The following is a 13255-nucleotide window of genomic DNA, read 5'->3' on the forward strand; positions in this document are numbered from 1 at the left end:
GTGTGGGCGCGGTTATTTGCGCGCCTTGAGGATCACGAACTTGGGCGTCGCCGCCACTTGTTCGACGCCACGGAACAACCGCGCCAGTTTGCTGTGATAGCCCAGATGACGGTTGCCGACGATGTATAGCGCGCCACCCACCACCAGGGCTTCACGGGCCTGCTGGAACATCCGCCAGGCGAGGAAATCGCCGACCACCTGTTGCTGGTGGAAGGGCGGGTTGCACAGCACCACGTCCAGCGATTGTGCTTCCTGTCCGGCCAGGCCGTCGCCTGCTCGTATCACCGCCTCGCGTTCACCCAGCGCCGCCTGCCAGTTTTCCCGCGCCGATTGCACGGCCATGAACGATTCGTCCACCAACGTGTACTGGGCCTGGGGATTTTGCAGGGCGCTGGCGATGGCCAGCACACCATTGCCGCAGCCCAGGTCCGCGACCCGGGCGTTGCCCAGGTTGCCGGGCAGATGGGGCAGGAACGCCCGGGTGCCGATATCCAGGCCTTCACGGCAGAACACATTGGCATGGTTGAGCAATTCGATGGCCGGAGCGTCGAGTCGGTAGCGCGTCGGGTAGGGCGATACCGCCGGCTCCCGTGCCTCGGGCGTGGCGATCAGCAGGCGGGCCTTTTTCACCGCAAGCGACGCCTGCACCGGGCCGATATAGCGTTCCAGCAGATCGCCGGCAGCCCGTGGCAGGTGCTTGATCATGGCGCTGGCGATCACCTGGGCGCCCGGGGCCAGTTGGCCTTGCAGGCGAATAAGCTGTTCTTCCAGCAGGGCGAGAGTCTTCGGCACCCGGATCAACACTCGGTCGAACGGCCCGGCCCAAGCCTCACTGGCGGGGACATGGTGCACTGCGTCGAAGGCCTGGCCGTTGCGCACCAGGTTCTTTTCCAGCGCCAGGGCGCCGAGGAACGAGTCGCCGCTGCTGGTCACCCGGACATGCCCGACCAGACTGGCGGCCAGTGCGCCGAAGCTGTCATTGAGCACCAGCACCCGGGTCTCGGCCGACACGTCCTGCTGCGCCAGGTGCGCGAGCAGGTACTCATCCGCGGCATCAAAGGCTTGCAGGGGCTCGTTCTGTTGTTCGGGCTGGCGGATCAGGTCGAGTTGGGCAAACGGGCTTTCTAGCAGGGGCATGAGCGGGCTCTGGAGCGTCGATGTTGCCTCGTCACAGGTTGGGACAGGACAAGCGGGAAAAGAAGATTGAAGGATTTTACGTGGGTTTGTCGCCGATTGCCTGTTTCTTCTGATTGGCAGATCCCTCTGCCGGACGCGGTCCTTGCTCGTTCAGAACAGCAGACCTGATTTGGCGGCACACAAGACGGCGGAGGCTTTGTTGTTGACGCCGAACTTCCTCATGATGGTGCTCATGTGAAAGCCCACGGTGCGTGTGGTCAGGTGCAGAATGTCGGCGATTTCGGAGGCGGTCTTGCCTTCAGCGGTCCACTTCATGATCTCGGCTTCGCGTGGCGACAGCGGGTAGCAGTTGTCCGACCGTTGGGTCGGCAGCAGCTTGTCTGCCAGCGCTGAATGCAGCCAGTTGCACAGCCAGAGCACTTGCCCGGCCTTGCTGTAGAACTCGTCGACGGTGATCGGGACCGAATTGCGCGCCAGACTCAAGGTACTGACGATTCCGCGAACGTCATGGACTGACTGTGAGCATCCTTGTCTCAACCCATGATCCTGCATGTCTCTCCAGAGTAGCGGTGTGGATTGAAAGACCTCCGGGGACCAGAGGATCGGGAATACCGAGCGATGACAGTGGAAAACCAACGGGTCGATCGTTTGGTAGTTGTTGCGTTGGTAACATCTGTTCCATTCGTTTGGATAGTTGTTGAAGTGTGTGCTGTTTGTTTGGTGGCTTCCGATTAGAGTGGTTATTCTAAATGATGCGTAGGTGAAGCCAATTTGCACGGCCAGATTGAAAACTGCGTTGAAGATTGCTTGTTCTTCTTTTTCACTCATGAGCTGATGCAGTTGAATATCCTGCCAGTTCTCCATTGAGGTGCCCTTCCGTGATTACGTGTAACGGTCGAAGGTGACGGAAATAGTGTAGGAAATATCTACATTGGGGGACGACATTTTTAGTCCTCCGGGCGATATTTTTATCGACTTTAAAAAGCCGTAGTTATCGCCTGTTGTACTGTAGTTGAAGGCGTTTTGCTATTGCTGCGACCGTTGCGTTCATGAAACAGGTTGGCGGGGAGAGTTCTTTGCGGGCGATGCAAAATTATTCATTTGGGAAGAGATATTAAATGCAGCGTGTAATTTTATATATAGATTATTGTTTTTAGTGGGCCATGTACGTAAGTCTTGAATATGTACAGTTTTTAGAAAAAACCTATACCACTACAAAGTACCGGTGTTTCTCCTGTGTCCTTTGCGCGACACTGAGGTTCACTGCCTTACGGAGAACGCCATGACAGCCAGCGCCGAGAAGTTCACCCGCCAGACCCTGCTTGGGGTCCAGCCCTTGACGCCCAGCCTGTTCACCTTGCGTGCCAACCGTGATGCCGGCTTCCGTTTCCGTGCCGGTCAGTTCGCCCGCCTTGGTGTGACCAAGTCCGACGGCAATGTGGTGTGGCGCGCTTATTCGATGGTGTCTTCGCCCTATGACGAGTTCCTCGAGTTCTTTTCCATTGTCGTGCCTGAGGGCGAGTTCACCAGCGAGCTGAGCCGCCTGCGCGAGGGCGACACCTTGCTGGTCGAAAAGCAGGCGTTCGGTTTTCTGACCCTGGACCGTTTCGTCGACGGACGTGACCTCTGGCTGCTGGCCACCGGCACCGGTGTCGCGCCGTTCCTGTCGATCCTGCAGGACTTCGAGGTCTGGGAGCGTTTCGAGCGGATTATCCTGGTCTACAGTGCCCGTGAGACGTCGGAGCTGGCCTATCGGGAACTGATCGCCGGCCTGGCCGGGCGCGATTACCTGGCCGAGCACGGTCATAAGCTGCAGTTCATTGCCACAGTGACCCGCGAGCAGTGTCCGGGTCTGTTGCACGGACGCATTACCCACTTGATCGATAGCGGTGAGCTTGAACGTGCGGCGGGTGTGGCGCTGTCACCCGAGCATTCGCGGGTGATGTTGTGCGGCAATCCGCAGATGATCGATGACACCCGGGCACTGCTCAAGCAGCGGGGCTTGCAGCTCAGTCTGAGCCGCCGTCCCGGGCAGGTGGCGGTGGAGAATTACTGGTAGCAGTCGGGCTTGCCGGCGATGGCGTCCGCAAGATTGCCATCGCCGGCAAGCCGGGCTCCTACAAGGGATCGCGTTGTGGCTGTCAGGGTTTGTTGGCCTGGGCCTTGAGCAGGTCGCGGATCTCGCCCAGCAGTTCTTCTTCCTTGGTCGGAACCGGCGGCAGGGTCGGGGCGACCGCTTCTTCGCGCTTGAGCCGGTTGATGGCCTTGACCCCCATGAAAATGGCGAAGGCGACGATCACGAAGTCGATGCAGGTCTGAATGAACTTGCCATAGGCCAGCACCACGGCCGGCACATTGCCGTCGGCGGCTTTCAGGGTGATGGCCAGGGCACCGAAGTCGACCCCGCCGATGAGCAGCCCGATCGGTGGCATCACCACATCGCCGACAAACGACGAAACGATCTTGCCGAAGGCCGCACCGATGATGATACCAACGGCCATGTCGACAACATTGCCCTTGACCGCGAAGGCCTTGAACTCACTGAGCACGCTCATAGGTTATTCCTTGTTACAGATGAGTGGAGTGAACGCAGTGTAATGGAGCCGCGCGCATCTTGCTGTATGCGCGCGGGCGGCTGCGCTTGCTCTAATCGACCGGCTGCCCGTGAAAAAGTTTGCAAAGTGCCACCAATCGCGCGAAATACGCGCCTTGGCGGGAGATGGCCCGTCTATTTTCTCAATCGACCCCTTCAGGCTTTTCTATTTAGAAAACCAGGTATCAGTCACTAGCCTCTGGTCAGCGCATCAGGATGCGCTCTACAAAAACCAGAGGAGTAGTCCGATATGAACATCATTCCAGCCCTTGGGATCGTTTCCTCAAGGCGCGTGCTGTGGGTCTTGAGCGCCAGCCTGTTATCCCTGTCCATCCAGGCCGCGACGCTGACCCGTGACAACGGTGCCGCGGTCGGCGATAACCAGAACTCGCAGACTGCTGGCGCCGCCGGGCCGGTGTTGCTGCAGGACGTGCAACTGATCCAGAAACTCCAGCGCTTCGACCGCGAGCGTATTCCGGAGCGCGTCGTGCATGCACGCGGCACCGGCGCCCACGGGACCTTTACCGTCACCGATGACCTGAGCGACCTGACCAAGGCCAAGGTGTTTGCCGCTGGCAGTGCCACGCCGGTGTTCGTGCGTTTCTCGGCAGTGGTGCACGGTAACCACTCGCCGGAAACCTTGCGCGACCCACGGGGATTTGCCACCAAGTTCTATACCAGCGAAGGCAACTGGGACCTGGTTGGCAACAACTTCCCGACCTTCTTCATTCGCGATGCCATCAAGTTCCCGGACATGGTGCATGCCTTCAAGCCCGATCCGCGGACCAATCTCGATGACGACTCGCGGCGCTTCGACTTCTTCTCCCATGTACCCGAAGCCACCCGTACCCTGACCGAGCTGTATTCGGACTCCGGCACGCCGGCCAGTTACCGGGAGATGGATGGCAATGGTGTGCATGCCTACAAACTGGTCAATGCCAAAGGCGAAGTGCACTACGTCAAGTTCCACTGGAAGAGCCTGCAAGGGTTGCGCAACCTTGACCCGAAAGCGGTGGTCGAAGTCCAGGGCAAGGATTACAGCCATATGACCCACGATCTGGTGGCGCATATCAACAAGGGTGAGTTTCCGAAGTGGGATCTTTATGTACAGGTGCTGACGCCACAGGACCTGAGCAAGTTCGATTTCGATCCGCTGGATGCCACCAAGATCTGGCCGGGCGTGCCTGAGCGCAAGGTCGGGCAGATGGTGTTGGATCGCAATCCGGCGAATGTCTTCCAGGAGACCGAGCAGGTGGCCATGGCCCCGGCCAACCTGGTGCCGGGTATCGAACCGTCCGAGGACCGCCTGTTGCAGGGCCGGGTCTTCTCCTATGCCGACACCCAGATGTATCGCCTGGGGCCGAACGCGCTGCAATTGCCGATCAACGCGCCGAAAGTCGCGATCAACAACGGCAATCAGGATGGCGCGATGAATAGCGGTCACAGCAGCACCGGGGTGAACTACCAGCCCAGCCGCCTGTTGCCCCGCGAGGAGCCGCCGGCGGCCCGCTACAGCCAGTTGGCCCTGTCGGGCAGCACCCAGCAGGCGAAGATCCAGCGCGAGCAGAACTTCAAGCAGGCCGGTGACTTGTACCGCTCCTACAGCAAGAAGGAAAAGCAGGACCTGATCGAGAACTTCGGCGGCTCCCTGGCGGACACCGACGACGAGAGCAAGCAGATCATGCTGTCGTTCCTCTACAAGGCCGATCCGGAATATGGCGCTGGGGTGACCAAGGTTGCCAAGGGCGATCTGGCGCGGGTCAAGGCGTTGGCGGCGAAGCTGTCGGATTGAGGCCAGTCACTCAAGCCAGGTCTTGAATACACCGCAAATCCTGTAGGAGCGAGCTTGCTCGCGATGAGGGCCTTGAACGTTGCAGCGTCAGTCAAGGCGCCATCGCCAGCAAGCCGGCTCCCACGGGTCGGCACTAGGAGTCTCACGATGCGTATTTATGCCTTCCTGCTTTTACTGGCCTGTGCCTTTGGCGCTTCCGCCCAGGAGTCGCCCGTTGCCACAGACCCGGCCGCGCTCCAGGCACAGCTCAAGGATTACTATTTCGATGCCGCCCGCCGTGGCGATGTCGAGATGCTCAACACCTTTATCGACGCCGGCTACAGCCTCGATACCCAGGACGAGCAGGGTTACACCGCGCTGATCCTGGCCGCCTATCACGGCCAGGGGCCGGCGGTGGAGCGTCTTCTGGCCGCCGGAGCCAATGCCTGCACCCAGGACAAACGCGGTAACACGGCGTTGATGGGCGCGATCTTCAAGGGCGAGGTGAGCATCGCCCGGCGCCTGCTCGCCACCGACTGCAACCCGGATCAACGCAACGGTGCAGGCCAGACCGCGGCCATGTATGCCGGGCTGTTCAAGCGCACCGGGCTGCTCGACGCCCTGGCGGCCAAAGGGGCCAACCTCAACGCCGAAGATCCGTTGGGCAATAGCGCGGCGCGTCTGGCGGACGGCGAAATCCGCACACCGGCGCCGCGCTGATCGCCGCCAGCTGAGCTATCATCGCGGTTTTGCGTGGGGGTTCAGATGGCCAAGGCCAAGCGCATGTACGGCTGCACCGAGTGCGGCGCGACCTTTCCCAAGTGGGCCGGCCAGTGTGGCGAATGCGGGGCCTGGAACACCCTGACCGAGACGCTGGTGGAAAGCGGCGGTGCCGCGGCGCCCAGCGGTCGCACCGGCTGGGCCGGGCAACAGGCGCAGATCAAGACCCTGGCCGAAGTCAGCGTCGAGGAAATCCCGCGCTTTTCAACCGCCTCCGGGGAACTCGACCGGGTGCTCGGCGGCGGCCTGGTGGACGGCTCGGTGGTGCTGATCGGCGGCGACCCTGGCATCGGCAAGTCGACCATTCTCCTGCAGACCCTGTGCAACCTCGCCGCGCGCATGCCGGCGCTGTATGTCACCGGCGAAGAGTCGCAACAGCAGGTCGCCATGCGCGCCCGCCGCCTGGGCCTGCCCCAGGACCAACTGCGGGTGATGACCGAAACCTGCATCGAAACCATCATTGCCACCGCCCGGGTGGAAAAGCCCAAGGTCATGGTGATCGACTCGATCCAGACCATTTTCACCGAGCAACTGCAATCAGCACCGGGTGGCGTGTCCCAGGTCCGCGAGAGCGCGGCGTTGCTGGTGCGTTATGCGAAGCAGAGCGGCACGGCGATTTTCCTGGTCGGTCATGTGACCAAGGAAGGCGCCCTGGCCGGACCGCGGGTACTCGAACACATGGTCGACACCGTGCTGTATTTCGAGGGTGAGTCGGATGGCCGCCTGCGCCTGCTGCGCGCGGTGAAGAATCGTTTTGGTGCAATCAATGAACTGGGCGTGTTCGGCATGACCGACCGCGGCCTGAAGGAAGTTTCCAATCCCTCGGCGATTTTTCTCACGCGGGCCCAGGAAGAAGTACCGGGCAGTGTGGTCATGGCCACCTGGGAAGGCACCCGGCCGATGTTGGTGGAAGTGCAGGCGCTGGTGGATGACAGTCACCTGGCCAACCCGCGCCGGGTCACCCTCGGCCTGGACCCGAATCGCCTGGCCATGCTGCTGGCGGTCCTGCACCGCCATGGCGGGATTCCGACCCACGACCAGGATGTGTTCCTCAACGTCGTCGGTGGGGTGAAAGTCCTCGAAACCGCCTCGGACCTGGCGTTGCTGGCGGCGATCATGTCCAGCCTGCGCAATCGCCCCCTGCCTCATGACCTGCTGGTGTTCGGCGAAGTCGGCCTGTCCGGTGAAGTGCGGCCGGTGCCCAGTGGTCAGGAACGTCTTAAAGAGGCCGCCAAGCACGGTTTCAAACGGGCCATCGTGCCCAAGGGCAATGCGCCGAAAGAGGCGCCGCCGGGGCTGGTGATCATCGCGGTGACGCGCTTGGAGCAGGCCCTGGATGCATTGTTCGAATAGTGATCGCTTCACCTATCAATTCACTTAATGAAGGGAGTCAAAGGATGAAAGGTTTCGGCTCGGCCGTGCTGGTATTGGGAGTGGCCGTGTGGTGCGGCGTGGCGGGCGCGACAACGCAGGTGCCCGTCGGTTATCGGGTGGCCCAGCAGTTGCCGGTCGATGACGGCCAGGTGCTGGAGATCCTGGAGGATGCGCGGATTACCCCTGACCTGCATCGCGCCCTGTGGGGCAATGGGTCGGATCCGGAAAACCTCGAAGACCAAGTGCTCGCGGCGGATGTCGAGAAGACCCCGTTCGTCGAGGCCCAGGTCCGCTTGCTGGCGCCGTCCGGTGAGGCGCTGGAGAACAAAAGCCTGGGTTATCCGCTGGCCAGCGTCGAGAAAGCGCCGTTGACGGGCATGCCGGCCCCGGCGTTTTTCCTGACCATCGACGAGACCGCGCCCATGGGCACTTACAGCGGTCCGGCGACCCAGGTATTGATGCCCTCGGTGGGCAAGCTCAATACCACGGTCTATCGGACGGCGGAGGGCAAGAGCGAAGCGTTGTTCCTGGCCCAGACCGGCAAGGCGGCCTGGCAGGTCGGTGCGCCGGCGGCGGATGGGAAGGCGCAGATCCAGCAGGTGTCATCGTCGCCGGCGAGTGAGGATGAAGAGTTTGTCACCACCTACCGCACCTATCGTTTCCAGGACGGCGCCTGGCAACTGTCGTCGCGGCAAGAGGCGGGTTATTGGGACACCGAGAGCGATTTTCCGCAGCGTTCGGCGTTTCCCTGATCCTTGATCTACAGCTCGATCAGGGCGCCCAGCTCCCGTTCCAGCTCTGCGGCGTCGGCCAGGTTCAGTTCGATCAGGCGGCGCAGGTGCTGGATCGACTCCAGGCCGATGTGCAGGCACTTGAAGCCCAGGTGATCTTTTTCCCGGTGGACCAGTTCGGCGTCCATTTCGACATGGGCGTTCGCCGCCAGGCGAATGTCGATACGGAACACGCCTTGGTTGCTGTCGTCCCAGGTGCCGGGCCGCTGCAGCAGCAGTCCCTTGAGCGAAAGATCGATCAGATGCGCCGACCAGACGGTGGAGCCCTGGCTGAGGGTGGTGTCGGCGTCGAAATCAATGCGTTTGAATTGGCGTCGATTGGAATGCGGGTCGCTCATGACGTGGCTCCTTGGCGGATCACCTGACTATAGCCGCCACAGCCAGCAGGAGCGAGCCTGTTGGCGATGGATAGCCGGATAACACACGGTTTCTGCTGTCCTGGGCTATCGTCGACGGTCATCGGACAGCCACCGCCGTGTCTACATGACGAGGACAATAAAAAGCCATTCTCGACCAATGGGGAGTATGGCCTTTAGCCCTGTTGGCGCTAAACTCAAGGTGGCTGTCTTTCTTGTCCTCTCTGGCTGGAATATAAAAATGAAAAATAATAATAGCCCGCTACGTCACTTACCCTGGCTGCTGCTGGCAATCGTTGGTGCGTGTGCCCTGGGCGTAGTGGCCTTGCGCCGCGGCGAGGCGATCAACGCCTTGTGGATCGTGGTCGCCGCTGTGGCGATCTATCTGGTTGCTTATCGTTACTACAGTTTGTTCATTGCCAATAATGTCATGCAGCTCGATGCCAATCGGGCCACGCCGGCGGTGCTCAACAACGACGGTCTGGACTATGTGCCGACCAACAAACACATTCTTTTCGGTCACCACTTCGCGGCCATTGCTGGCGCGGGGCCGCTGGTCGGGCCGGTGCTGGCGGCGCAGATGGGCTATCTGCCCGGTACTCTGTGGCTGATTGCCGGCGTGGTGTTGGCCGGCGCGGTGCAGGACTTTATCGTCCTGTTCCTCTCTACCCGCCGCAACGGCCGTTCCCTCGGTGACATGGTTCGCGAGGAAATGGGCCGCGTCCCGGGGACCATCGCCCTGTTCGGCTGCTTCCTGATCATGATCATCATCCTTGCGGTGCTGGCGCTGATCGTGGTCAAGGCCCTGGCCGAGAGCCCATGGGGCATTTTCACGGTGATGGCGACCATCCCGATCGCGATGTTCATGGGCATCTACATGCGCTACATCCGCCCGGGCCGCATCGGTGAAATCTCGATTGTCGGCGTGCTTCTGCTGCTTGGTTCGATCTGGCTCGGCGGGCAGATCGCCGCCGATCCGGTCTGGGCCAAGGCGTTCAGCTTCACGGGCGTACAGATCACCTGGATGTTGGTCGGTTACGGTTTTGTGGCGGCGGTATTGCCGGTGTGGCTGATCCTGGCACCTCGCGACTACCTGTCGACCTTCCTCAAGATCGGTACCATCATCGCCCTGGCGATCGGCATCCTGATCACCATGCCCGTGCTGAAAATGCCGGCGCTGACCCAGTTCGTCGACGGCACCGGCCCGGTCTGGAAAGGCGGCCTGTTCCCGTTCCTGTTCATCACCATCGCTTGCGGCGCGGTGTCGGGCTTCCATGCGCTGATCGCCTCCGGGACCACGCCCAAGCTGCTGGATAAGGAAACCAACGCCCGTTACATCGGTTACGGCGGCATGCTGATGGAGTCCTTCGTGGCCATTATGGCGATGGTCGCCGCCTCGGTGATCGAGCCGGGCGTGTACTTCGCCATGAACAGTCCGGCGGCCGTGGTCGGCGGTGATGTGGTGGCGGTGGCGCAAACCGTCAGCAGTTGGGGTTTCGCGATTACGCCTGAGGCCTTGCAGGCGGTGGCCAAGGATATTGGCGAAACCACCGTGCTGGCCCGTGCTGGCGGGGCGCCGACCCTGGCGGTCGGTATCGCGCAGATCCTCCACCATGTCCTGCCGGGTGAAAACACCATGGCGTTCTGGTACCACTTCGCGATCCTGTTCGAAGCGCTGTTTATCCTGACGGCCGTGGATGCCGGCACCCGTGCCGGGCGTTTCATGCTGCAGGACTTGCTCGGTTCCTTCGTTCCGGCACTCAAACGGACCGAATCCTGGACCGCCAACCTGATCGCCACCGCCGGTTGCGTGGCCATGTGGGGTTACCTGCTGTATCAAGGCGTGATCGATCCGCTGGGTGGCATCAACACCTTGTGGCCGCTGTTCGGTATCTCCAACCAGATGCTGGCCGGTATCGCGCTGATGCTCGGCACGGTCGTGCTGATCAAGATGAAGCGCCAGCGCTACATTTGGGTGACCTTGCTGCCCGCGGCCTGGCTGCTGATCTGCACCACCATGGCCGGCTTTATCAAGCTGTTCGACGCCAACCCGGCTATCGGTTTCCTTGCCCTGGCGAAGAAATACAGCGTAGCGTTGGACGCCGGGCAGGTGATCGCACCGGCCAAGGACATCAACCAGATGCAACACGTGATCTTCAACGCCTATACCAACGCGGCGTTGACGGCGCTGTTCCTGTTCGTGGTGTTCAGTGTGCTGTTCTATGCCATCAAGGTCGGTGTCGCGGCCTGGGGCAACAAGGAACGCACGGACAAAGAAACCCCGTTCCAGGCCGTGCCTGAAGCGTAAGAGAGGAATGCAAGCATGTTCAACGACCTGAGTCGTCTCGGTAAGTACCTCGGGCAGGCGGCGCGGCTGATGGTCGGCATGCCCGACTACGACACCTATGTCGAGCATATGCAGAACAAGCACCCGGACAAGCCGGTCATGACCTATGAGGCGTTCTTCCGGGAGCGCCAGGAGGCTCGTTACGGCGGCAAGGGCGGGCCGAAGTGCTGTTGAAACACCGTTTCAGCTAACGCCTCAGTCACTGTAGGAGCCAGCTTGCTGGCGATAGCGCTCTCAAGGACGCCATCGCCAGCAAGCTGGCTCCTACATTTGTTTTCAGTGCATGGGAGATTTTCGTTTGTCAGTTCCTATTCCCGTTACGGTCCTCAGTGGTTTTCTCGGTGCCGGCAAGACCACGCTGTTGCGCCATCTGCTCAAAGCCGAGCACGGCCTGAAAATCGCCGTGATCGAGAACGAGTTCAGCGACGCCGGGATCGACACGCAACTGCTGGGCGCCGAGCCGGTGCAAGTGATGACGCTGTCCAACGGCTGCGTCTGCTGCACCATTCACACCGACCTGACCAAGGCCCTGTACCTGCTGCTGGAGCGCCTGGACAGGGGTGAGATCGCCTTCGACCGGTTGGTGATCGAGTGCACCGGCCTGGCCGATCCGGCCCCGGTGGCGCAGACCTTTTTTATCGACGAGGAACTGCGCGAGCGTTATCTGCTCGACGGCATCATCACCCTGGTGGATGCCGCCCATGCCGAGCATCACCTGACCCAGGCCATCGCCCAGGCGCAGATCGGCTTTGCCGACCGGCTGTTGGTGAGCAAGCGCGACCTGGTGGATGAAGCGAGCTTTAACGCCTTGAGTGAGCGGCTGACGCGAATCAACCGTCGGGCGCCTATTCGCATCGTCGAGCACGGCAATATCGACCTGGCGGAACTGCTCGATGTGCGTGGTTTCAATCTCAATGCCGACCTGGGCGGCGGTTTGAGTCTGCGTCCGGTCAGCAAGGCCGCCTCCATCGACCGTATCTCCAGCCTGGTGTTGCGCACCGATCAGCCGCTGGATATCGACAAGCTCAGCGAGTTCATGAACGAACTGCTGGAAGACCACGGTAAACAGCTGTTGCGCTACAAAGGCGTACTGAACATTGCCGGAGAGCCGCGTCGAATGGTGTTCCAGGGGGTGCTCAAACTCTATGGTTTCGACTGGGACACCGAGTGGGAGGAGGGCACGGCGCGGGAGAGCGTGATCGTGTTTATCGCCGATGACCTGCCGGAAGAGAAGATTCGCGAAGGCTTTGCCAAGGTGGCAGCAGCCTGATGCGCGCTTGGTGGTAATGCAGTCCCCTTGTAGGAGCGAGCTTGCTCGCGATCCGTCGCTATAGCGGCGGCCATTCAACAATGATCGCGTTATCGTTAGCGATTTTTCGCGAGCAAGCTCACTCCTACAAGGGGCCCTAGGGCGAACTCAGGCACACTGCAATAGCGCAAGCCGATCCAGATACTCCGTCAATCGCTCGATGGCCGCTCCGGCATCGCCGTTCTCCACGGCATTGACGATGGCTTCACGTACTCGCCAATCCTCGATTCGCGTCGGATGCTGCGCCAGGGCCAATCCGCTCAGTGGCACCAGGCCGCTGAGAAAGTGCGCCAGGGGCGCGTTACCGGCCATTCTGGCCAACTCCAGATGAAACTCACCGGCCAGTCTCGTTGCCAGGCTCTGCCGGCCCGCTTCGGCGCCCTGGCGTTCGCGGGTCACCAGCGTGCGCAACGGTGCGAACGTGAGCCCGGCAGCCTTGGCACACACCAGTTCGATCACACTGATCTCGGCCAGCCGCCGGGCTTGCAGGGTCTGGCGTATCTGTTCGGCATCCGGCTCGGCGACCCGCGCCCGTTGGTTGGGGCGGGTGAGAATGAGCTGTTGCCGTGCCAGGCGGCTTATCACGCGGCGCACCTGGCTGCGGCCGGCGCCATAGAGACGGATCAGGGCTTCTTCACTCAAACCCTCGGCAAACTGTCGGTCGAGAATATCTTCGAACACCTGGGCGTAGAGTGTCTCGGCGCAAAAGGCCGGGCCTTGTGGCGGCATGCCGGTACGCCGGGCGAAGGGCAAGGGTGTGGCAACGCTGTTCATATCCGGTCTCCCCTTGGCGGGTG

Annotated in this window: 13 protein-coding genes; 8 read left to right on the forward strand and 5 right to left on the reverse strand. The window is 61.2% G+C overall.

Going from position 1 to position 13255, the window contains the following annotated elements:
• Positions 1-12: 12 nt before the first annotated feature.
• Positions 13-1137, reverse strand: a complete 1125-nt coding sequence (locus tag HX866_RS17460) for a methyltransferase (protein WP_177095964.1) — start codon at positions 1135-1137, stop codon at positions 13-15.
• Positions 1138-1287: 150 nt separating this feature from the next.
• Complete coding sequence (locus HX866_RS17465; protein ID WP_177095968.1) at positions 1288-2001, reverse strand: helix-turn-helix transcriptional regulator; 714 nt, start codon at positions 1999-2001, stop codon at positions 1288-1290.
• Between the two features lie 418 nt (positions 2002-2419).
• Here HX866_RS17465 and HX866_RS17470 point away from each other — a divergent pair, with 418 nt between their 5' ends.
• Positions 2420-3196 (forward strand): ferredoxin--NADP reductase, encoded by a 777-nt coding sequence (locus HX866_RS17470; protein ID WP_177095970.1) that lies wholly within the window; start codon positions 2420-2422, stop codon positions 3194-3196.
• Positions 3197-3278: 82 nt separating this feature from the next.
• On the opposite strand, the gene mscL is transcribed toward HX866_RS17470, so the two are convergent.
• Positions 3279-3692 carry a large-conductance mechanosensitive channel protein MscL gene (gene mscL, locus HX866_RS17475; RefSeq protein WP_177095972.1) on the reverse strand — a complete coding sequence of 138 codons (414 nt, stop codon included), beginning with the start codon at positions 3690-3692 and terminating at the stop codon, positions 3279-3281.
• Positions 3693-3980: 288 nt separating this feature from the next.
• Between mscL and katB the strand changes: the two genes are divergently transcribed.
• The 4 genes from katB to HX866_RS17495 all read left to right on the forward strand — a co-directional run bounded on the left by katB (position 3981) and on the right by HX866_RS17495 (position 8407).
• A complete protein-coding gene (katB, locus tag HX866_RS17480) occupies positions 3981-5522 on the forward strand; it encodes a catalase KatB (protein ID WP_177140160.1) in 1542 nt (513 codons plus the stop codon).
• A 147-nt stretch (positions 5523-5669) separates the two neighbouring features.
• A complete protein-coding gene (locus HX866_RS17485) occupies positions 5670-6221 on the forward strand; it encodes an ankyrin repeat domain-containing protein (RefSeq protein WP_177095976.1) in 552 nt (183 codons plus the stop codon).
• A gap of 45 nt (positions 6222-6266) precedes the next feature.
• Positions 6267-7634 (forward strand): DNA repair protein RadA, encoded by a 1368-nt coding sequence (radA, locus tag HX866_RS17490; RefSeq protein ID WP_177095978.1) that lies wholly within the window; start codon positions 6267-6269, stop codon positions 7632-7634.
• Between the two features lie 44 nt (positions 7635-7678).
• A complete protein-coding gene (locus HX866_RS17495) occupies positions 7679-8407 on the forward strand; it encodes a hypothetical protein (RefSeq protein WP_177103417.1) in 729 nt (242 codons plus the stop codon).
• A gap of 8 nt (positions 8408-8415) precedes the next feature.
• Here the strand turns inward: HX866_RS17495 and HX866_RS17500 are convergent, their stop codons facing one another.
• Positions 8416-8784 (reverse strand): PilZ domain-containing protein, encoded by a 369-nt coding sequence (locus tag HX866_RS17500; protein WP_177140161.1) that lies wholly within the window; start codon positions 8782-8784, stop codon positions 8416-8418.
• Positions 8785-9043: 259 nt separating this feature from the next.
• On the opposite strand from HX866_RS17500, the gene HX866_RS17505 reads away from it, so the two are divergent.
• From HX866_RS17505 to yjiA, 3 genes are all read left to right on the forward strand, one after another.
• Complete coding sequence (locus HX866_RS17505) at positions 9044-11110, forward strand: carbon starvation CstA family protein (protein WP_177095984.1); 2067 nt, start codon at positions 9044-9046, stop codon at positions 11108-11110.
• A 15-nt stretch (positions 11111-11125) separates the two neighbouring features.
• On the forward strand, positions 11126-11323 hold the full coding sequence (locus HX866_RS17510; protein ID WP_017123431.1) for a YbdD/YjiX family protein: 198 nt from the start codon (positions 11126-11128) through the stop codon (positions 11321-11323).
• 109 nt (positions 11324-11432) lie between these two features.
• Complete coding sequence (yjiA, locus tag HX866_RS17515; RefSeq protein WP_177095986.1) at positions 11433-12419, forward strand: GTPase; 987 nt, start codon at positions 11433-11435, stop codon at positions 12417-12419.
• Between the two features lie 147 nt (positions 12420-12566).
• On the opposite strand, the gene HX866_RS17520 is transcribed toward yjiA, so the two are convergent.
• Positions 12567-13232, reverse strand: a complete 666-nt coding sequence (locus HX866_RS17520; protein WP_177125109.1) for a GntR family transcriptional regulator — start codon at positions 13230-13232, stop codon at positions 12567-12569.
• Positions 13233-13255: the final 23 nt, after the last annotated feature.

Source organism: Pseudomonas gingeri (genome assembly GCF_013386165.1).
GTDB lineage: Bacteria > Pseudomonadota > Gammaproteobacteria > Pseudomonadales > Pseudomonadaceae > Aquipseudomonas > Aquipseudomonas gingeri_C.